General features: G+C 61.2%; 14 protein-coding genes. 2 read left to right on the top strand and 12 right to left on the bottom strand.

From position 1 onward, the window contains the following. Positions 1 to 17 precede the first annotated feature (17 nt). The gene (locus ACE3PR_RS09675) at positions 18 to 842 is read right to left on the bottom strand and encodes a response regulator (RefSeq protein ID WP_374371099.1); all 825 of its coding nucleotides are present in this window, start codon (positions 840 to 842) and stop codon (positions 18 to 20) included. Between the two features lie 224 nt (positions 843 to 1,066). Here ACE3PR_RS09675 and ACE3PR_RS09680 point away from each other — a divergent pair, with 224 nt between their 5' ends. Then, a complete protein-coding gene (locus tag ACE3PR_RS09680; protein WP_374371101.1) occupies positions 1,067 to 1,252 on the top strand; it encodes a NepR family anti-sigma factor in 186 nt (61 codons plus the stop codon). A gap of 63 nt (positions 1,253 to 1,315) precedes the next feature. Continuing rightward, complete coding sequence (locus tag ACE3PR_RS09685) at positions 1,316 to 1,846, top strand: sigma factor-like helix-turn-helix DNA-binding protein (protein WP_374371103.1); 531 nt, start codon at positions 1,316 to 1,318, stop codon at positions 1,844 to 1,846. On the opposite strand, the gene ACE3PR_RS09690 is transcribed toward ACE3PR_RS09685, so the two are convergent. The 11 genes from ACE3PR_RS09690 to ACE3PR_RS09740 all read right to left on the bottom strand — a co-directional run bounded on the left by ACE3PR_RS09690 (position 1,843) and on the right by ACE3PR_RS09740 (position 20,799). Beyond that, the gene (locus ACE3PR_RS09690) at positions 1,843 to 2,934 is read right to left on the bottom strand and encodes a histidine kinase dimerization/phosphoacceptor domain -containing protein (protein ID WP_374371105.1); all 1,092 of its coding nucleotides are present in this window, start codon (positions 2,932 to 2,934) and stop codon (positions 1,843 to 1,845) included. The genes ACE3PR_RS09685 and ACE3PR_RS09690 overlap by 4 nt on opposite strands. Before the next feature lie 12 nt (positions 2,935 to 2,946). Next, the gene (locus tag ACE3PR_RS09695) at positions 2,947 to 3,393 is read right to left on the bottom strand and encodes a response regulator (protein ID WP_374371107.1); all 447 of its coding nucleotides are present in this window, start codon (positions 3,391 to 3,393) and stop codon (positions 2,947 to 2,949) included. Positions 3,394 to 3,407: 14 nt separating this feature from the next. After that, a complete protein-coding gene (locus ACE3PR_RS09700; protein WP_374371109.1) occupies positions 3,408 to 4,958 on the bottom strand; it encodes a CHASE3 domain-containing protein in 1,551 nt (516 codons plus the stop codon). Between the two features lie 141 nt (positions 4,959 to 5,099). Beyond that, positions 5,100 to 7,754, bottom strand: a complete 2,655-nt coding sequence (locus ACE3PR_RS09705) for a CHASE2 domain-containing protein (protein WP_374371111.1) — start codon at positions 7,752 to 7,754, stop codon at positions 5,100 to 5,102. 7 nt (positions 7,755 to 7,761) lie between these two features. Continuing rightward, on the bottom strand, positions 7,762 to 9,054 hold the full coding sequence (locus tag ACE3PR_RS09710; protein ID WP_374371113.1) for an HlyD family type I secretion periplasmic adaptor subunit: 1,293 nt from the start codon (positions 9,052 to 9,054) through the stop codon (positions 7,762 to 7,764). Further along, positions 9,051 to 10,772, bottom strand: a complete 1,722-nt coding sequence (locus tag ACE3PR_RS09715) for a peptidase domain-containing ABC transporter (protein WP_374371115.1) — start codon at positions 10,770 to 10,772, stop codon at positions 9,051 to 9,053. Before ACE3PR_RS09715 ends, ACE3PR_RS09710 begins: the two co-directional genes overlap by 4 nt. Before the next feature lie 25 nt (positions 10,773 to 10,797). Continuing rightward, on the bottom strand, positions 10,798 to 16,107 hold the full coding sequence (locus tag ACE3PR_RS09720; protein WP_374371118.1) for a cadherin-like domain-containing protein: 5,310 nt from the start codon (positions 16,105 to 16,107) through the stop codon (positions 10,798 to 10,800). A 51-nt stretch (positions 16,108 to 16,158) separates the two neighbouring features. Further along, the gene (locus ACE3PR_RS09725) at positions 16,159 to 17,481 is read right to left on the bottom strand and encodes a TolC family outer membrane protein (protein WP_374371120.1); all 1,323 of its coding nucleotides are present in this window, start codon (positions 17,479 to 17,481) and stop codon (positions 16,159 to 16,161) included. A gap of 398 nt (positions 17,482 to 17,879) precedes the next feature. Next, positions 17,880 to 18,857: an alpha/beta fold hydrolase gene (locus tag ACE3PR_RS09730; RefSeq protein ID WP_374371122.1), complete on the bottom strand. Its 978-nt coding sequence runs from the start codon at positions 18,855 to 18,857 to the stop codon at positions 17,880 to 17,882. A 331-nt stretch (positions 18,858 to 19,188) separates the two neighbouring features. Beyond that, positions 19,189 to 19,890 (bottom strand): adenylate/guanylate cyclase domain-containing protein, encoded by a 702-nt coding sequence (locus ACE3PR_RS09735; protein WP_374371124.1) that lies wholly within the window; start codon positions 19,888 to 19,890, stop codon positions 19,189 to 19,191. Between the two features lie 3 nt (positions 19,891 to 19,893). Next, positions 19,894 to 20,799 carry a TIR domain-containing protein gene (locus tag ACE3PR_RS09740; RefSeq protein WP_374371126.1) on the bottom strand — a complete coding sequence of 302 codons (906 nt, stop codon included), beginning with the start codon at positions 20,797 to 20,799 and terminating at the stop codon, positions 19,894 to 19,896. Positions 20,800 to 21,028: the final 229 nt, after the last annotated feature.

Genomic DNA, 21,028 nt, shown 5'->3' on the forward strand with positions numbered 1-21,028 from the left:
CCTACCCAGCCCCGGGTTCAGATGGCCGCGCGAACGGGCTGCTCCGGCGTGGCAAAGGACAGGGCCTGGGAGATCGTGACCTTCAGGGTGTCGATATCGAACGGCTTGGTGACGAGGAAAGTCGGCTCCGGCCGCTCGCCGGTCAGCAGGCGTTCCGGATAGGCCGTCACGAAAATGACCGGCACCTGGAAGCCGCGCAGGATTTCCTTCACCGCCGCAATGCCCGAACCGCCGGCACCCAGATCGATATCGGCCAGAATAAGGCCCGGCCGCACATTCTTCGTGACCGCAATGGCCTCGCTTTGCGAGGCAACCGACGCCACAACTTCATGTCCGAGATCGGTCACCAATGCGGCAATATCGAGAGCGATGATCGGCTCGTCTTCGATGATCAATACCGAGGTCGCCAATTGTTCGTTGACCGCCTTCCAGGCGGCGGCGAGAAGGCCGTCGATCTCTTCCGGCGAGACATCGAGAATGTAGGCCGCGTCGGCATGAGAGAAACGCTCGATCGAGGTCAGCAGGAGAATTTCCCGCTCCGACATGGGCAATGCCTGCAGGCGCGCATCGACCGAGAGATTGCGCGGAAGGTCCCGGGGCTTGCCGGCGGTCATGTCCTCGTCCGTTGCGCCGCGCGGCGTCCCGCGTGCGATCTGGTGAAAGAGGCGAAAGATTCCGCGCTTCACGTCCTGCCCCGTCGGCAGCAATTCCCGGTCGGCAAGAATGGCTTCCAGGCAGGCCCGGACATATTGATCGCCCGATTCCTGGGATCCGGTCACAGCGCGCGCATAGCGACGCAGGTATTTGATATTGTTAATAATTTCGTCGGATTCGACACGCATGCAGCGCCACCCCTTTGCCAGATGCGGGCGACTCTGCCCGCTTTTTTTTTCAGCAATTGGAACCGTGTGGGCGCTTCCAGGTTCCATAACTCGAACAGAAAAATGCAGAACCGGTTGTTCGATAGGCATAATTGCGGGCTGGCAATCATGTTGGGGCGTCCTTCAACGGTCACGGATCAAATCGGAACGGCGCGGTAAACGTGACCATTACAATCAGGCGACATATGAATGAGAAAGTGAACCAGCCCAAGACCATGGGCGCGCCGGGCCCGCAGAAGCCCCAGATTCAACGCGATCATTGGTTCGACAATCAACTTAACGAATTGTTCAATCACGTGGTCAGCGAGCCACTGCCGGCGGACCTCGCGGCATTGATCGATCAGCTTAAGGCCGATGACCGGCAAAAATGACTTCCGCCTAAACGTGCCGACGGAACCGAATACGGGCGCGAATTGCGGAAACGGGAGAGGGACATGCAACGAAGTCGAATCACGGCAGACGCGCAATTCCGGGCGCGCCTGGTCGACATGATCCCGCAGATACGTGCCGTGGCGCTGGTGCTGACAGCCGATGACGAATTGGCTAACAGTCTCACGCAGAAGACGGTATTGCGTGCGCTGAACGACAGCGCACAATTTTCGCAGAAGATCAATTTCAAGGCGTGGTGCCTGGCGTTTCTGCATCAGGCCTATTGCGATCTGCCGCGGTCGCAGCGCGTCTCGGGCGATACTCATTCCTTGTCCACCGGCGAGGGCGATCACAGCGAAGAATTCCGCGCGGCCTTCTGGCGCCTTTCCCCCAGTCAGCGCGAAATTCTGATCCTGACTCGCGACCATCAGCTGAGCCAGGCCGATATCGCGCATGTCCGTGCCTGCAGCGCCGAACAGATCAAACGCCAGACAACGCGCGCGCGCAATGCATTGAAGGCGATCCTCACGGAGATCGCCGCCGGAAATCACCCGCGCGAGCACACCCTCGGCAACCGAACCTCGCCGAGCCGTTAGGCCGCCGAGTTATCGCCGGTGCCGATCGCTGCGTGATCCGGGACCGGGAACACCGCAATGGCGCGGGTGCCGGTCGGACCGGAAACAACCTCGAGCTTGGCTCGCAGCGAACGCGCCATCGCCTCCACGATCTTGCTGCCGACACCGGTGCCGCGCGATTGAAGACCTGGGGTGAAGCCGACGCCATTGTCGGCGACGAGGAGGCGTATCTGACCCGGCTCGACCGGACCCAGTTCGACGCGGATCGGGCCGCCACCTTCGGGATAGGCGTATTTGACCGAATTCGTCACCAATTCACTCACAATGATGCCAGCGGAAATGGCCTGATCGGTCGGCAACTTGATGTCGGCCACTTCGACCGTGAGCTGGCTCCTGCGATCGCCGGCCAGGATCTGGTGATCCTCCATGAGCTTGTTGAGATAGGGCCGCATCGGCACGGATTGCACATCATCCGACGTATAGAGGCGGTGATGCACCTGGGCCACCGCGATGACGCGTTCCGCGGCTTGGCGCAAGACCGTCTTGGCGTTCTCGTCCGGTATCGCAGAAGCCTGCAGCCGGATCATCGAAATGATGAGCTGGAGAGAATTGCCGATTCGATGATTCATCTCGTGCAGGAGGATCGCCTGCTTTTCGGTAAGGCGCTGCAATCGTTCGTTGGCGACGACGATTTCCTGATCGGCCAGTTCCTTCGCACGCCGCAGGCGCAATTGATCGATCGCGGCACCCGTGCTGCGGCGGAGCAGCGTCAGAAAGGCGCCCTGAACGTCCTTCACCACATAATCCACCGCACCCGCCTTCAAGGCGGAAACGGCGATATTGATGTCTTCGCTGCCGGTCACGTAGATGATCGCGGGCCGGTTCGGCATGGCAAGGATGTGTTCGATCACGTCGAGGCCCGTCTCACCTTCGAGAAAGTGATCGAGGCAGACGATATCGACGGCCTGCGATTGCAGCACAGCCAGCCCTTCGGCCCCCGAGCGAACACAGGTTATGTCATACCCCAGCCGCTTGAGATCTTTCTGAACCAGCCGGCAGATGCCGAGGTCGTCATCGATATAGAGGATCTTGGGGGTTCTGTTCGGCACGATATCCATCGTTCAGGTTGGCGGCAGCTCGATGATGCTGAAAAACAGCCCGAGCTGGCGCACGGAATGCGCAAAGGCATCGTATTCCAGCGGTTTTTTTACATAGGCGCTGCAGCCGAGATCGTAGCACTTTTCGATCTCGACCCGGTCATCCGTGGTGGTAAGGACGATGATCGGAATGCGCTTGGTGCGCTCGTTCTCCTTCAATTGGCGCAGGATGTCGAGACCGCCGATATCGGGGAGATTGAGGTCGAGCAGGACCAGCAATTTGACATCGAGATGCGATTCGGCGCCATTTGCCGCGTCGAGAACGAATTCCAGCGCCTCGCGCCCGAGGGCGAAAGACACGATCTCGTTATGGACGCCGGCGCGGCGGATGTTCCGCTCGATCAGCCGGGCGTGGCCTTCGTCATCTTCGATCATCACGATGCGTATGGGCATTTCTACCGGGACGTTCATGGTCGATCTTTCCTTCATTCAGCCAGACGGTTCTGCGGCAGGGTCACCGTGAAGGTACTGCCTTTGCCGAGTGCGGAGCGGCACGTGATCTTCCCGCCGAGGCGGCGCACCAGGATACGCAGATGGGCCAGACCGATCCCGAATCCGGGCGTGTCCTGTTTTCCGCCGCGACGGAACAGTTCGAAAATGCGCCCCATATCGTGTTCCGCGATGCCACGCCCATTGTCCTCCACGTCATAAACGACCTTCGCACCATCGCGCCTGCCACGAATGACGATGCGCCCGGGCCGATCGCTGCTGAGGTATTTGAGCGCGTTGTCGAGGAGGTTGCCGAAGATCTGCTCGATTGCCAGGCGGTCAGCGACAACGGGCGGGACATCTTCAACAACGATCTCGGCCTGTAGTTCATTGGCGCGGTGTTTTGACGCAGAAACGATGTCCTTCAGAATGCTCGCCATGGGCAGTTTCTCGTTGCGGAATTCCCGCTGCCCGGACCGTGCCAGTTTGAGAATCGCATTGATGAGGCGATCCATCTTGTTGGCCGATTGCTGGATGAAGGTCAGGGCCTCGGCGAAATCCCGGTCGATCTCGGCCGAACTGCGCGGCTGCGTGTCGGTACTGGCCGGATCGCCGGAATCCCGCGCCGCGATCTCGGCACGAATTTCGGAAAGCTCGGAGCAGAAGCCCATCACATTGACCAGCGGCGAGCGCAAATCATGGCTGATGATATAGGCGAATTTCTGCACTTCCTCGTTCACCTCCTCGAGATCCGCCGTGCGTGCGCGCACCCGATCTTCAAGCGATTCATTGGCCAGGCGCAGCTCTTGTTCGGATTTCTCCAGCGCCTGCAGATAGCGGATGGCCCCCAAGGCGGCCACCGCCGAGACAAGCAGCACCAGGATCGCGGCGCCAATCTGGACGCCGAACAGCCAATTGCTGTTGGCCTGCCATTCCTCGACCCATGCCGAGGACTGGCGCTGCGATTCCTGCCACATCCCGCCGACAATATCGCGGATACGGTCCATATGGCCTTTGCCCACCGCCGTGCGGACAAGAGCTAGGGCCCGGTCGGGTTCTCCCGTCCGGAAGAGCGTCAGAACCTCTTCCATCTCGGCGATCCTGGCATCGATCGATGCCTCGAGCTTGACGTATTCCGGCTGCAGGACGGTATTTGCCGTGATCGATCCTCTGAGATTCGCCGTGGCGGCCATGAGACGCGTCTTGCTGTCCTCATAGAGCGCCAGATATTCCGGATCCTCGGTCAGCAGGAATCCGCGCTGACTGGATTCGGCCCGCTGCAGCAGATTCATCACGCGCATGATGTTCGTGGGAACGTTCTGCGCCTCAAGCGCGCGGGCGGCGGCATCGCGATTCTGGGAAATGAGCACCGCCGCCGTGGCCGCCACCAGGACCAGCAGGCCAAGCGTCGCAATGAGGCCGACGAGATTGGTGAATCGCCGCCGCCTCAAGCCGAAGGCCCGCTCGGATCCCGGTGCGTATCTCGCGCCGAAACGTCGAATCGCCTGCAGAAATAGCGACAGAGGCACCATCGGACCATCGCTCACTCGAACCCCGCTTCCCTGGAACAAACGTCGACAGAGGCGCAACCTGGCCCCGGGCCGTGATGCGCCTGTTTCAACCTTCGTAACAGGACGGAAGGGGATTTGTTCCCGTGGAACGTTTGCAGAGCGGAAGGCGCGCCGGCGCTACTTCTTGAGAGCGACGAAGACGCCGTCCCAATCGGGGCTCGGCGGGTCCTTGATCAGGTTTTCGATGCGGTCGCGGTAGAGTTCGTAAAGCGGCTCGAGGCTCGGCCACAATTCCTTGCAGGCATCGATATGCTGGAGCCCTTCCTGCCATTGCCGTTCGCGATAGGCCTGGAGCATAGCTTCATGACGCCAGGCGAGATCGCGGAACTCGGCGCTCTGGGCGAGATCGGGCGTACCCAGCAGCGCATAGATGCGGATCGGCTCGCTCTTGCCCTTGACGATGACCCGGTCGATTTCAAGAGCGGCGAAATCCTCGGCCTGGGCGTAGGTCGATTCGCTGATCACGATGCCGACGCCGTAATTGCTGGATTGGGATTCGATCCGCGCCGCCACATTGACCGCATCGCCCAGGACCGAATAATCAAAGCGCAGGCGCGAGCCCATATTGCCGACGACACATTCACCGGAATTGATGCCGATCCCCATCTGCATGTGCACGATGCCATGGCGCAGGCTGCTGGGGCGCCAGGCGCGGGCGCGACGCTCGGCCTTGGTGATCTCGGTCACCGGCATGCGCTGCATCAATTCGATGCGGACTTCCTCGGCAGCGGCCAAGCCGTCGCGGGCCGCCAGCGTCAGCCAGTGGAGTGCCATCACCTCGTCGCGGGCGACACCATCGCCGCGCGCCAGCCGCTCACCGAGATTGCGTTGTGCGGGCGGGAAACCCTGCGCGGCCGCCGCGGCAAAGAGGCGCACGGCTTCGTCGGTGCTGCGCTGGCCGATGAGACCGTCGCGATAGGCCTTGCCCAAGGTGTATTGGGCATAGGCATTGCCCTCGCTGGCGCTGCTGCGCAGGATCGCCGCCAGTTGCAGCCGTTCCTCATTCTCCTCATCGCCCAGTTCCTTCAGGCGGCGATAGACTCGCGGCAGGCGGTCCTGCTCGGAGACCTGGCGCGCTTCCGTGGCCAGCTCGACATTGAGTCGCTCCAGGGCGGAGAACATGGCCAGCGCCGCGCTGCAGGCATTGCGCGCATGATTGGGATCGTCCAGCGGCGCATTCCAAAACGCCATGATGCAATCGCCGATATATTTGTCGATCGTGCCGTTGTGATGCAGCACTTCCTCGCTCAGGGGCGTCAGGAAGCGGTTGATGAGGGTGGTAAGCCCCTGCGGGTTGCCCTTGAAGCGTTCGGAAATCTGCGTGAAGCCGCGGATGTCGCAAAAGAGGATGGTCATATCCTTGGTTTCGCCGCCCAATTGCAGATGCGAGGCATCCTTGGCGAGGCGCTGTACCAAGATCGGCGAGAGGTAGCGGCCGAAGGCGTCGCTGACCTGACGGCGCTGCCGCTCCGAGACGTAATGATTGACATAGACCTGCGCGGTATAGAGCAGAAGCGTCGCAATGCCGGGATAGACCGCGTCGAAGAGGAGGCCGTGCTGGCTGAACGCATACCAGGCAGCACCGCCAAGGACCGCCAACAGGCCCAGCAGCAGCAACGCCGTCCACCGCGCGCGCAGGCGCATCATCAGGAAGATGATGAGGAGGCCGATCACCAGGATCGCAGCCAGTTCCACCGCATCGGCGTAGCTGAGTCGGGTCAGATATTGATTGCTCAGGATCGAGCCCAGCATCTGCCAATGTACTTCGACACCCGGCACCGGCCCCAGCGGCGTTGCGACGATATCCTCCAGCCCGGCCGCCGAGGTGCCGACGAGAGCGATGCGGCCGGCGAGTTTTTCCGCGGGGATCTTGCCGGCAACGATATCGGCCGCCGAAACATAGAGGCCCGGATCGCGCGCCTGGTAGCGCACCCAGATGCTGCCGGTCTGGTCGGTCGGAATGCGCATCCGCTTGACGATGATGCTGTCGATGCCGTGCTGATTGCTGCGGATCGAGAGACTGGGCTCGCCCAGCGCCACGCGCAGCAATTCGATCACCAGGGCCGGATAGATTTGTTGCTCGACGCGGATCAGCGCCGGCACGCGGCGCAGAATATTGTCGCTCTCGAGGCGCAGCGAGAAGGCACCCCGCCCGCTGGCCGCCTGATCAAGCTCGGTGAGGTTGCTGACGATGCCGGCATAGGCTGCGATGAAGGGGCGTGGATCGCCGCCGATCTCGCCCAAGGGTGTGGCGATGGGCTTGTCGCCCTTGGCACTCATCCGGTTGGTGCCGGAGATGCCCAGCACGACGCGGCTTTTGCGCATGCTCTCGGCGAAAATCTCGTCATTCGAGGGGCCGGTCATGAAATCGGGTTCGATGGCACCCATGGAGCCATTGTCGAGGGCGTCGAACAACCAGCCGGGGGCGGAGCGGTCAGCTTCCGGGAAGGTGACGTCGAAGCCGATCGCCGCCACGCCCGCCGCCGTGAGCTTGTCCACCAGATCCGCGAGCACGGTCCTGGGCCAGGGCCATTGTCCGATCGATGCGAGGCTTTCCTCGTCAATGTCGACGATGACGACCGGTGCCTTGGCATCGGGTCGCGGCGCCATCTGCTGGAAGAAGTCGAATTGCAGGAAGCGCAGTTTCTGCACCACCGCCGGATCCTGGTAGCGCAGAACCAGAAGGGCGAGGAGCAACAGGCCCACCAGCCAGGGACCGCGCAGGAGCAGCCGCGTCCATTTCAGACGCCAGGATGCGGTGCCGTCCGCCACGCCGGTTCTAGCTCTCGCGCAGGCTGTCGTAGCGCAGCCGCATGACCGGTTTCAGCAGGAATTCCAGCACGGTGCGGTTGCCGGTGCGGATGTCGACGATGGCCGTCATGCCGGGGCGGATCGGAAATTCGCCCGGCTCGTCGCCGAGATAGGCCCGGTCCGGCGTCACCATGACCTGGAAATAGGTGTTGCCCTCGTCATCGGCGACCGAATCCGCGCCGATATAGCTGAGTGTCCCGGAAAGCGTGCCGAAGCGCGTGAAATCATAGGCGCTGACCTTGATGCGGACCGGCTGGCCGAGCTCGACGATGCCGCTATCCTCCGGCCGCAGCCGCGCTTCGATCACCACATTGTCGTTGACCGGCACGATCTCCATGATCGGGTCGCCGGGGCCGATGACGCCGCCGATGGTGTGGAAGCGCAGATTTTTGACGATGCCGTCGACCGGCGCGCGGATGATCTTGCGCGAAGCCTGATTGGTGGCCTCGGCGAACATTTCATTGGTGGCAGAGATGTCCTGTTCGACGCGGCCCAGATCCTCATAGGACGTACGATCGAACTTGAGCTTTTCGTCGTTGAGATTGTGCTGCGCCTCCTCGAGGGCCGCCCGTGCCTTGGGGATCGATTGGCGGAGCGCGCTGAGCTTGCCTTCGAGAAGCTTCGCCTCGCGCTCGCGCGCCAGATGTTCCATCTTCGAGGTGAGGCCGTCGCGCAGAAGATCGGCCGACATGGCGAGGTTCTTGTTGGCGAGCTCCAGATCGGTCGCGGTCGCGTTATAGGTCGCCTGCAATTCACCCACCGCCAGTTCCTGCTGGCGCACGCGCTGCTGGGCGGATTCGATGCGGTTGGTGAGCTCCGTCTGGCGGGCGCTGTAGGCGGATTCCTCGGCCGCGGCGAGATCCGGCCGCCGCGCCACGAGATCGGCCGGCAGGGAGAGCGGCGACCCGCTCGATTCCGCCATCAATCGCGCCCGCATCAAGGCAAGGCTGTCGAGGCGCGCCTGCAATTCCTCGCGATTGGCGCTGTTGAGGCCGAGTTCCACGGCCACCAGTTCAGTTCCGGCCTTCACCAATTGGCCGTCGGTCACGAAGATGCCGGCGATGGCGCCGCCTTCGAGATGCTGGATCACCTTGACCTTGTCGGAGGGCGCCACCTCGCCCTCAGCCACCGAGAATTGATCGAAGCGCGCGATGGAAGCCCAGACGAAGAAGGCGCAGATCAGGCCGATGCTGACGATCGCCAGGACCTTCCAGCCGGAGGACCGGGTATCTTCGCGCAAGGAATCGAGTGCGACGCTCATGTCCCCACCTGCCGGACATTGTTGCCCATGAGGCGCGGCAGAACCTGATCGGCGCGGCCGGCGAGCGCAATCGCGCCCTTGACGAGAACGGTGATGCTGTCGCTGGCCTGCAGCAAGGCAGGGCTGTGCGTGACGACGATGACGGTGCGGTTGCGCGCGATTTCGGTCAGGTGCCGGCGCAATTCCTCCTCGGCCTCGCGGTCGAGATTGCTGGTAGGTTCATCGAGCAGCAGGACCGGCGGATTGCCGATGAGCGCGCGGGCGATGGCGATGCGCTGGCGCTGGCCGGTCGAGAAACGCGAACCGCCCTCGCCTACCTGGGTTTCATAACCGTCGGGCAGATCGGAGACGAAGCCATGGACGCCGGCCATCTGCGCCGCCGCGACAATCTCGGCATCGCTGACATTGCCGGCGAAGCGGGCGATGTTCTCGCGCACCGTGCCACTGAAGAGAAATCCGTCCTGGGGGACATAGCCGATCCAGGCGGCGAGCTGATCGCGGCTGAACTGCGCCATATCGCCATCGTCGAGCAGGACGCGGCCCTTGCCCGGCGGATAAAGGCCATGAGCGAGCTTCAGCAAGGTCGTCTTGCCACCGCCATTGGGGCCAACCACGGCATGGAGACCGCCGGGGCCGAAACGCAAAGTGATGTTGTTGAGGACCGGTGCCGCCTCGGGGTCATAGGAAAAGCTCGCAGCCTCGATCTGCAACTTGCCGCTGGGTGCGGGGAGGTCGATGGCATTGTCGCGGCGGTCATCGGGTTCGGCCAGGATGGCGGTGAGGCGCCCGGCGGAATCGCGCAGGGCCGCCAACGACCGCCAGGAAGAGATGAGCTGCGACAGCGGAGCGATGAGCCGGCTGGAGAGAAGATTGGCGGCCACCAATGTGCCCACCGTCATTTCGAGATCCAGGATGGCGATGGCGCCCACACTGGTGAGGGCGATGGTGGCAATGACGCCCAGGCTGGCGCCGGCATTCATGGATCCGTCGGCAAGGCGCCCGCGCTTGATCGAGGATTTGATGCTGGCGGCCTGGCCTTCTTCCCAGAGTTCCTGCAAGGGGCCAGCCATGGCCGCCGATTTCATCACCGCGCGACCCAGCACGATTTCATTCAAGAGCCGGTCACGGCGGATGGTGGCCTCGCGCTCGAGCCTTGAGGCGCGGCCGACCGAGAGGCCATTCCAAAGTCCCAACAGGACGAAAGCGATGGCGACGATCAGGAAGACCCAGGCCAGAGGTGGCGCCAGCCAGATCACCAGGCCGAGGAAGAAGACGATGAAGGGAAGATCGACCAGTGCCACGATGGCCGCACCTGCCACCGTGTTGCGCACGGTTTCGAGATCGCGGAACAGGAATTGCCAGGAATGGCCAGGGCGGGATTCCAGCACCTGGAGCGGCAGGCGCGCCACCTTGGCAAAAAGGGCACGGCCGAGATCGACATCGACGGCCAAGGCCACGCGCTGCAGCACGCGGCTCCGCGCCTGGCGCAGGATGAAATCGAACAGGATGACGGCGGCGATCCCCAGCACCAAAGCCTGCAGGGTGGTGAGGCCTGCGTGGAAGATGACGCGGTCATAGACCTGCATCACGAAGAGCGGCGCCGCCAGCGCCAGCAGATTGATGAACAGCGACATGACCAGGAGGCCCGGCAGCGCCGGACCTATCTTGTCCATCAGGAGGCCGTAACGATGGCCGATTTTCGCCTGCGGATCGCTCATGTCACCATGCTTGTAAATGACGGCATCACGCCGTCACGGTGATGTCGCTGGCAGCCACCTGCGCGCCGCCTTCCACCTTCGCCACGATAGTGTAGCCGTCCGCCGACCCGTTGTCGTCGTAATAGAGGGTGCCGGTATCGTCCATGATCAGGACGGATTTGCCAATATCGTAATCCGCGCTGGCAGCGTTGGTGCCGGTATAGGTCCCCGAGATCTTCAGGAAGTTAACACCTTCCTGAAAGACCTGCCCCGGATCCCAGTCGCCCGCCGCGTCATAGGCGGCACTGAAGACGATCTTGTCGGTGCCGGATTGGAAGCCGAGGATGCGGTCGTAACTCTCGGCGCCCTGCGCGTTCGTGCGATAGAAGCCATCGCTCGCAGCAGCGAAGTAGAAATGATCCGTGCCGTTGCCCCCGGTCGCAATATCCTCGCCGAGGCCGCCATAAAGGGTGTGGTGGCCGTCGCCGATCCGGTTGCCGGCGATCAGATCGTCATTGCCGGCGCCGCCGCTGGCATTCAGATAGAAGCCGTCATCGCCATCGAAATAATCGTTCTGAGCGCCGCCCTTGGCGACGATGTAGTCGCCGTTATCGGAATCATTGAGGGCCTCGAATGTGACCGAGGTCGAGGTCTTGTTGATCCGGAAATCGAAATCCTCGCTGACGCCCTTGGCGATGAGCGCGATGTTGGCGTCGTTGATATCTACATTGCCGGCATTGAGGAACGTAAACTGCGCGCCGTCCTGGGGGAGATAGCCGCTGAAGTTGAATTCGAACGCGCCGTAATACATGTCAAAGAAGCCGTCGACGTCGAGGTGGCCATGCTCCATCGCTTCCATGCCGGTGACGTCGATGGACAAAGTGGAAATGAAGGAGGTTGAATTGAAGGAAGTAAGGACAAGGCTCAGATCTCCGTCGATCGTCGCATTGCCCTGGCGGATCAGCAGCGTGCCGCCGTCGAGCTCGACGCTGCCCTCCACAGTGCCATTGTCAATCTCGAACAGCGAGCCGGCGTGGACATAAATATTGTAGGTGGATTCGGCACCGCCTGAATCGACATGGAGCACGCCACCGTTGCCGACGCTGAGCTTGCCGACTGAATTGCCCTGATTGTGATAGCCGCCGATCTCGAGGCGCGCGTCCTCGCCGACGAGATTGAGTGTCGAATTGGCGCCGGTGATCAGCAGCACGCCATAGCCGCCAAGCTCGGTGCCGAGAGCGACACGGGCATACTCGCCGATGACATTGACCTCGGCCCCATCGGCGACGGTCATGACACCGTGACCGGCAACGCCAATTTCGAGATAGGAGCCGTAGCCCAGATTGGCACCGTTCGTGGTTTCGACGATGTCGAGGGTCGAACCCGCGCCGGAGACCAGCACATCGCCCTGACTGCCGCCCTTCACGCCGAGCTGCATACCGGGAGCACCGGTTCCCTCATCGTTTCCGATCAGCAACGTGCCGCCCGCCAGCACGCTCAGAAGACCATAGCTGCCGGCCTCCTGGCCGATGCGGACGGTCCCGGATTCCTTGGATTCGTCGTCAAATTCGGTATCGAGATCGTCGCTGTGATGGCCGTAGAGGGAGGACACATGCAGCAGGGAACCTTCCCCGGTGACGGTGACTTCGCCGCTGCCGGTTCCGGCGCCGATCACCATCTGCAGCGTCCCGGCAATTGCGCCGTCGGAGACGACAAGCTCGCCCGAACCGTGCTTCCCCACGATGATCGCATTATCGGTGCCGCTCATGATCAACTGGCTAGGGTAGTAGGTGGGCTGACCGCCACCTTCGGAGATGTTCACGCCACCCATCACCTCGACGAGACCGACGCTGCCCGTGAGTTCGCCGATGACGAGGTTGTTGCCGCCGCCATTGCTGATGACGGTGCCGCCATTATCGATCGCGAGGTGACCCTCACCACCCTTGCCGACGAAGATGCCGTCGGGGCCGACGGTCAGATCGGCTTCCGGTCCGGATACCTTCAGGGTACCCATGCTGCCCGCCTGGTTCCCGAGAATGATCGAGCCGCGCGAAAGCGCGGCATCGCCCACCATGTCGAGGCGGCCCGTGCCCGTATCGCCGACGATAAGGGGATCGTCCTCAGCGGGGTTGCCGACATCGCCGTTGACGACGATGCCATTCTCGACCACCGAGATATGGATGGTCTGGTCGTGGAGCGTATTGACGCCGTCCGAGATCGAAACCGTGAAGGCATCGTCGCCGAGATTGCCGGTGTTGCCGACCAGCTTGAACAGGCCGCTATTGATGTCGGCCTGGGTGAACGTATCGCCGACCTCCAGTGCCACGCCATTGAGGGTGAGATAGCCGCTGGTCGAAGACGGCAGGCTGTCCAGGGTATAGACGATATTCGACGCATCGGTATCCGGATCGCTCACCAGCAGTTCCGCATCGCCGACGAAGTTCTCGCCGCCCAGGGCAATGACGAGCTCGCTGTTGACCAGTTGCGGCGGCTGGCCTTCGCCGCCACTGCCTTCCGTTACCGCGATCGAATAGCCCTGCTGATAGATATTGCCGGCGGAATCCATCACCTGAATGACGATGTTGAGGCTGCCGCCAATGGCTTCGCCGAGAATGGCAGGGTTGGCGACCGTTACGACGCCGGTCGTCGGATCGATGGCAAAGGCGCCGCCGGCATCAAGAGCCAGAGAATAGGTAAGCGTCTCGCCTGTATCGGGATCCAGCGCCTGGGCCGTCAGATTGACCACGGCACCCGCTTCCGCATCCGCCGCGACCGCGTTCGGCGCTTCGTTCGTATCGACGATCTCGGTTGGGGATTCGTTCACATCCTTGACGTTGACCGTGAAGGTCTGGGTCGAAACCTGACCATCGACGATTGCCTGGACCGTGATCTGATAGCTCTGTTGGGTTTCGTAATCGAAGTCCCCGAACAGCGTCCGGATCTGGCCATTGTTGTCGATCCAGAAATAGCTGCCGTCTTCGCCTTCCTGATTGTTGACGATCGAATAGGAAGCGTCGGATGAGCCGGCCACATCGACATCGATTCCGGTATAGGCGTTGCCGCCAGCACCTTCGAGAATTTCGTTGGCGACGGGGTCGCCATCTACCGGCCCCTCATCGCTGTTCTCAAGCGTCAAGGTGAAGGTCTTCGTGACGCTGAGGCCACCGGAATCGGTTGCCGTCACTTCGATCTCGATGCTGGTCTCCTCGGCCGTCTCGAAATCGAGAGAGACGCCAGGCTTCAGGCGCAAGACGCCCTCGACGATTTCGAAGCGGTCATCGGAGACGGAGAAGGTATGGTATTCCTGCTCGGTCTCGGAATCGGGATCGGACACATAGAGATAGCCGATGGTGGCACCGGCGGTGTCCTCGGGAATGAAGCTGCCTTCCAGGCCGATATCGGTCGGGGCACGGTTGAGGCCGTCTTCCAGATCGCTGACCAGCACGTCCTGATCGGCGAAGCGGAGCATTTCGACTTCATAAACCGTGTCATGGCCGTCACCGCCGTCGCGAAGATCGGTCACTTCGATATAGCCGCCCTCATTCACCTCGATGAGGTAATCGGCGGCGTTGCCGGTGAAGATTGCAATGTCGACATCTTCTTGCCAGGCGCCGTCATTGCCGGCGCCACCGATATAGTGACCGCTTTCGCCGCCCGCGAGATAATCGTCGCCACCACCGCCGAACAATAGATCGGCGCCACCGGCACCGCTCAATTCGTTGTTTTCGGTGTTGCCGATGAGCGCGTCGTTGCCGGAACCGCCGACCACATTCTCGATGCCGGCGAGCGTGTCGGTGCCGATATCCTTGTCGCCGAAAGCCGTGCCGTTGGCGAGATCGACGATGACGCCTTCATCCGTGCTGGCATAGACCAGCGTATCGTCGTCATCGCCACCATCGTAGAAATCGTTGCCGCCGCCATGCCCGCCGACGATGACGTCATCACCGCCGCCAGCGAAGACCTGGTCGTCATTGGCGGAACCGGTGATGGTATCGTCGCCGGCACTGCCGGTGATGAAGGCCGGGCCGCCGGCCTCGGAGGCATCCAGCGTGTCGTTGCCGGCACCGCCGGTGAAGAAGATAAAGGACGGTCCCGAATCCGGTGTGGTGGTCGGCGTGCCCGTGCTGGGATCGAGATAATCGAGCGAAATCGAGCCCGGCTGCGGATTGGCATTGCCGAAGGTGATCCCGGCATTGGTGATATTGCCGGCAAGATTGATCGAGATGAACGAGACCGCCTGCAGGGGATCGGGCACGAAGCCCAGCAGTTCCGACAATTGATCGACGGGCTCCAGATCGGCGAGATCTCCCGGCTCCTCGCCGCCCGCCGCCGTGGTGATCTGGTCGGGATCGAAGTTTTCGAGCGCCGCCTGATCGCCGGCGTCGCCATCTTCGGCCGCCCCGCCCTGCTCGTCAGCCGGGCCGGTGCCTTCGATCTGCCGGAGTTGCTGCAGCACTTCGTCGAAATATTGCAGAACCTCATCGCCGGTGAGGATCACCGGCTGACCCGGGGCGATGAAGAAGCTGGTGACGGTGACGGCGGCGTTTTCCTGGTTGATTTCCTGGATGCCGCCGGCGTTCTGAATGACGACGCGGCCGACATGGCCGTCGGCATCAGCGAGCAGCATGATCACCGTGTCGCTGCCTTCAAGCGCGATGCGCGCCGCGACCGTGGTGCCGCGGATGCCGATCGTGCCGACCGGCGTGTTCACTTCCATATTGCCGTTGGGCGCGATGCTGCCGGTCGAAAAGACGAAGGTGCCCTGCAGGACGGAGGTGACGAAATTGCCGCCGCCGCTCGCCGGATCGAACACCATTTCATCCATCGTCATGCGGGCGCCCGCGGAGAGGGAGAAGGTGGTACCGTCGATGAAAACGATGCCGACGGCGCCCTCGCTATCGGTCATGACGACGTCATTGAGGAAGACCGGATCGCCGCCGGCAAGATTGGCGGTCGAGCCGTCGGCGCGCTGCACCGTGACGGTGCCGGCAACGGTCTCCACAGTACCGATCGCCTCGCCGGCCTGGGCGAGCTGGGGTGTGGTGTCGCTCTGGGTGGTGTTGTTCTCGGCGAACAGAAGGTCGCCGCCTTGGCTCGCCAATCGGTCGACCAGGGCGCCGTTCAAATGGGCGCGGCCGCCGATCAGCAGATCCGGCAATGCCTCTTGCGCGAAGTAATCCTTGACGACGATATCCTGTCCCTGGGCGCTTTCGATCAGCAGATCGTCGCCGACATGGTGGAAATCGGCCTTGAGGATATCGGTACCGCCCGGCAAGGCGATCGATTCGCCACCGTCGGCCTGGACGACCAATCGCCGGCCGTCGCCGCCAAGATCAAGTTCCGGTGTCGCAACCATGATTATTCCCGCTCCTCTTGCCGAGCCGATCCACGGACCCGATGCAGATTGTTATTGGACGGTCGTCAGTTCCGGCTCGGAGAGCCCCATGTCCTGCGGCCGCAGATGGCCGACTGCGCGCAACACGCGGTAGACCGAGAGCCGCGCGTTGTAACTGGCATCGACGAAATTGATCTGTGCCGTTTTGAGCTCGCTCAGCGAGTCGAGCACGTTGATCGAGGATTCCTGTCCCGCTTCGCGCAGGCGCTGGCGGGCGGCGTAGACTTCCTCGGCGATGTTGACGGCGTTCTGAAGGAGTTCGACCCGCTCCTTCGAGGTTTCCAGATTTTCCCAGGCGAGGCGCACTTCCTCGGCGACCCGGCGGCCGGCATCGTTGTATTCGCTCATGCGCTGGCTGTAGACGGCGCCCGCGCGCTTCACGCGCGATTGGGTGGCGAAGCCGGAGAAGAATTCCCAGGTCACGCGCAGCACGATCGAATAGTTCTCGCGGTAGCCTTCGACGCCATCGACGTCATTGTCGTAGCCGGCGCTTCCCACCAGATCGAGGCGCGGGAAGAAATCGCTGCGCGCGGCGATGCGTTCCTGGCTGGCGATGTCGATGCCGCGGGCGCTGGCATTGAGGGCGGGATTGTCGTCCTGCGCCAGCGAGACGGCCATTTCCATATCGGCGGGCAACAAGGCGATGGGCGGAACCGGATCGACCAGGCTGGCGACGTCGGGCGCCGTGCTGTAGACCTGCTGATAACGAGCGACTGCCTGGCGCAGGCGGCCTTCCAGGGCTACGCGGCGTTCCTTGGCCAATTGCAGGCGCGATTTCGCCTGCAGCACGTCGACCGTGATGCCCGAGCCGCGCTGCACGCGCTCGTCTTCGAGTTGCAACTGGATCTGCAGATTTTCTTCGTCGGACTTCGCGATCTCGATGAGGCGCGTCTGGCGCAGCACTTCGTGATAGGCGGTGATCGCTTCGAAGAGGACGTCCTGGACCGTGGCGCCGAGGCTGAGCCCCGCCACTTGTTCGTTGAGGCGCGCGACATCAACGGTCGCTTCGCGGCGCCAGCCATCCCAGACATTTTGCGTCACCGTGAGGGCGACACCTTCGCGGTCGGTGCTGAAGGGGCTGTCGCCGTCATCGCGGAGCGACGGTGAGTCGGTGTATTCGTAGCCGACATCGCCGGTGATGGCCGCTTTCGGATAATAAGCGGAGAGCGCCTCGTCGATGCCTTCGGTGTTGGCCTGCAAATTGAGTTGCGCTGCCGTCACCCGATCACTGCTCTGCAGCAAACCGGCCAAGGCCTGCTCAAGCGTTTCGGCGCGCGCGCCCGTTGCACCGCCCGAGATCATGGTTGCTGTCACCAAGGACAGCACGCCAGCCACGCCAAACCCCCGCCGCATCATATCCCCCAAAATCAATCCTCGGGCTCCCAAGGAACTTGTCTGCCGAAACGTGAAACCTGATGAGAAGTTAAACTAGCAGGTGCGAACACAGAATTTTGCTAAAATTATTGTAAGTTCATCACAGCCGGCCACCCCCAATTTGGGCAAAACCGGGTTACGGCTCGCAGAATAAATATACTTAGGTGTGTGTTTGGTTAATGCCGCGTTAATAATGCCGCGACGTGGCCGGCGAGCCACAGGCAAAAGCCAGCCAAACCACGAATCGCGGGCGATGGGGCGAGGCGATCCCGATCCCGGCTCCGGAACTTAAAGCAAAACCGCGGAGCTGGACGGCCCCGCGGTTTCCCTTTGAGCAGATTATCGGTCGAAAAAGCGGCTCAGCTTTGGATAAAGGCGAGCAGATCCGGGTTCACCACATCGGCATGGGTGGTGCACATGCCGTGGGGGAATTTCTCGTAGACCTTGAGCGTGCCCTTGCTGAGCAGCTTCACCGCGAGAAGAGCGGAATCGGCGATGGGGACGATCTGATCGTCATCGCCATGCATGACCATGGTCGGCACGTCGATGGCCTTGAGGTCGTTGGTGAAGTCAGTTTCGGAGAAGGCCTTGATGCAATCGTAATGCGCCTTGGCCCCGCCCATCATGCCCTGGCGCCACCAATTCCGGATGACGCCCTCGGAGATTTTGGCGCCCGGCCGGTTGAAGCCATAGAAGGGGCCGCTCGGGATATCGAGATAGAATTGCGCGCGGTTGGCGGCAAGCGCCTGGCGGAAGCCGTCGAAGACCTCGATCGGCAACCCGCCGGGATTGGCCTCCGTCTTCAGCATGATGGGCGGCACGGCGCCGATCAGCACCAGCTTGGCCACACGGCCCTTCCCGTGCCGGGCGACGTAATGCGCGGCCTCGCCGCCGCCGGTCGAATGGCCGATATGAATGGCGTCGCGCAGATCGAGCCGTTCGGCGAGGGCGGCGACATCGGCCGCATAATGATCCATGTCGTTGCCGGTCGCCGTTTGGCTCGAGCGCCCATGACCGCGCCGGTCATGGGCGATGACGCGATAACCCTGGTCGAGGAAATAGAGCATCTGCGCGTCCCAATCGTCGGCGCTCAAGGGCCAGCCGTGATGGAAGACGATGGGCTGACCGCTGCCCCAATCCTTGTAGAAAATCTCGGTGCCGTCCAAGGTGGTGATGAAACCGCTGCTCTGCTGCTTTCCCGTCGCCTGCGCCACTTGCTGCAGCGATTGCGCCGCCGCGGCAGCGGGCAGAGCACCGGCAACGGCCGCGACCGAGGCCGCGGTCAACACGGCACGGCGGGTGGCGGCCGAGGGGGAAGAGGTGGAACTGTCGGTCATCTTCTATCTCCGATTTCGTTGGTGGATTTCAGCACCGACATTGCACCTTGGAAGGGCGTGCTATCAACCATACGAAGGTATCGGCGCACGATTTCGTCGACGACACCAACTCGGGTGTAGAGTCAGATTCACCGCACAATGAGTGAGGAATTGGCGAGGGGCTAGGGGCGAGACGCGGCGATACGCAGCGAGACCACTTCGCCCCGACAGAGAACGATTTCAATAAAAAAATAGCGGAGGGGATGGAAAATTAACCACACCCTCAAATAATGGCTAATTCTGCGAAATTGTCGTATCCCCGGTGCCATACAGTGTACCAAACAGGCACACGCTAAATAGACCACCAGAAACTTGACCGATAGATCGGCGCATTGTTCATCGGCGTCCAAAGACGCTTCTCCCACATACTCTGTTTTGGATTGCCTCCCAGTTTCACTTCATCGCCCATTGTATTGTAAACAGCCTCTGTGATCCAAGTCGCGTAGTTACCATCGCGCAAGTCGCACAACTTAGCGGCATAGTTTGCCGCCCGACCAACCCAAACTATATCATTCGCTCCCCGCACACCTGTCCTTGCGGCGAGGATTTCACTGCTATCGACACCGACAGCATGCCTCATCGTATAGTCGACCGTAGGGTATTGTTTTCGAATTGCAGGATTGATCAGATTTGCTACTGCGTAGTGAATCTTCATGGCACACCTTACGGCACGGGTGTTCTTGTTTATGCCGATGAAGATTCCCATCACCCGGTCGCCATCGAACGAAGTAATGGTCCCGGACTCTTCTTTGATGAGCCGCGAGGCGCAGAGCAAGAACGCTTTGTACATTTCCGCTGCAAACCTAGCGCTTCGAGCATTCACAAGCGCAGTAGATTGCGCCATATCGGCGTAAAGGCATACCGCGTCTAGTTTGACACCGTCATTCCCCAGTTTAATGCTTTCGGGTTCAGGTACGACAGTGCCATCACGCTCGGTCCAACTGGAACGAAGCATAACAGCAATGTTTGTTTCCAAATCTTCTTTGATAGCCATAATTTATCTAACGCCAAGTTTTAGAATTGCTTTTCTCAAGTCAGCACTGATCTCTTTCGCAGCCATCCCAATCTGCTTTGTCCCTACTGCCCCCGATCGAATATGAGTCAACCCAAGTAGATCGCTTGGCACTTTGATATTCTTCGACCCACTAATGACAAAAGCTCTTTCGCGGTCCAATTGGCCCATAAACAAACCAAGCTCGAAAATTACATTGTCACGTGGTGCCGGCAATTTTCGGCCACGCGAGATCACCCAATCGTCGGCGCCAAAAATTAGCGCTGCAAAATCTGAATCCTTGGTCGCCGCCAAGAGCGTATCAAGTGTGATGCTGGACGGTCCAAATATCCCATTGTTCCAGACGCGGACGTCTATCTTGTCGCCGGCCAATGCATCTCGGATGGCATTTGCTAATGGCAGCTCCTCCGCCGAGCATCCCAGGAACAGCACGGGTTCCGGATTTGGTGGTCGATGAAAAACCGATCGTTGGCGCAGTCGATCGGCGAGAACACGCGCAAACGCTCGCCAGATGGACGGAAATGCCTGCCCCACCTGCCGAAACTGATTCTCCGTTAGCTTTGCGACCACCATTTTGGTCATCGCGCGCACCGTCGCAGCCCGAGGAGACGCGGCATCAATGAGAGACATTTCGCCGACGCAGGTTCCGGGGCCGCGAGAAGCAACTAGTCGGTTGTTCACGTAAATATTGGCAGTACCCTGAAGTATGAAGAACAAATCGTTATTGTCTTCATCTTGCTTGATCAGGTTCTTTCCGGCGCTAAGCGACTCTATCGTAGCAATATCGGCAATTGCTGCGGCTAAGGCTCCGTCATGCTCGATGACCTCCTGGCCTCTCAGCGCATCAATAAGTACTTCGCGGCTATCCGGCCCGTCGAACCGATTAGCCACGCGCCCTCCTATGCGCGATCGAGGGCGTACGCGCGAATCAGGAGAAAGCTTCGTCACACGGCGAGTACGGGTGTTTTTTTTAAAAGTCGAAGACATTGATCGAGCTGTGCATATTTTTGAAACGAGCTCCAATGGCGCGGCGTCTCGTAAATTTGAGTCAGGATACAGCTTTTATTAGTAAATTTCGAATCAACGCAAGCCGAGTTGCCATTGCGCCACATCGCTGCCC

The sequence above is a fragment of the Dongia sp. genome, from assembly GCF_041909655.1.
Lineage (GTDB): Bacteria > Pseudomonadota > Alphaproteobacteria > Dongiales > Dongiaceae > Dongia.

What these genes read in the sequence shown, in the direction of transcription:
- ACE3PR_RS09675 (WP_374371099.1), bottom strand. Translation starts at nt 842, where the DNA reads ATGCGTGTCGAATCCGACGAAATTATTAACAATATCAAATACCTGCGT.
- ACE3PR_RS09685 (WP_374371103.1), top strand. Translation starts at nt 1,316, where the DNA reads ATGCAACGAAGTCGAATCACGGCAGACGCGCAATTCCGGGCGCGCCTG.
- ACE3PR_RS09715 (WP_374371115.1), bottom strand. Translation starts at nt 10,772, where the DNA reads ATGAGCGATCCGCAGGCGAAAATCGGCCATCGTTACGGCCTCCTGATG.
- ACE3PR_RS09735 (WP_374371124.1), bottom strand. Translation starts at nt 19,890, where the DNA reads ATGGCTATCAAAGAAGATTTGGAAACAAACATTGCTGTTATGCTTCGT.
- ACE3PR_RS09710 (WP_374371113.1), bottom strand. Translation starts at nt 9,054, where the DNA reads ATGAGCGTCGCACTCGATTCCTTGCGCGAAGATACCCGGTCCTCCGGC.
- ACE3PR_RS09720 (WP_374371118.1), bottom strand. Translation starts at nt 16,107, where the DNA reads ATGGTTGCGACACCGGAACTTGATCTTGGCGGCGACGGCCGGCGATTG.
- ACE3PR_RS09730 (WP_374371122.1), bottom strand. Translation starts at nt 18,857, where the DNA reads ATGACCGACAGTTCCACCTCTTCCCCCTCGGCCGCCACCCGCCGTGCC.
- ACE3PR_RS09680 (WP_374371101.1), top strand. Translation starts at nt 1,067, where the DNA reads ATGAATGAGAAAGTGAACCAGCCCAAGACCATGGGCGCGCCGGGCCCG.
- ACE3PR_RS09695 (WP_374371107.1), bottom strand. Translation starts at nt 3,393, where the DNA reads ATGAACGTCCCGGTAGAAATGCCCATACGCATCGTGATGATCGAAGAT.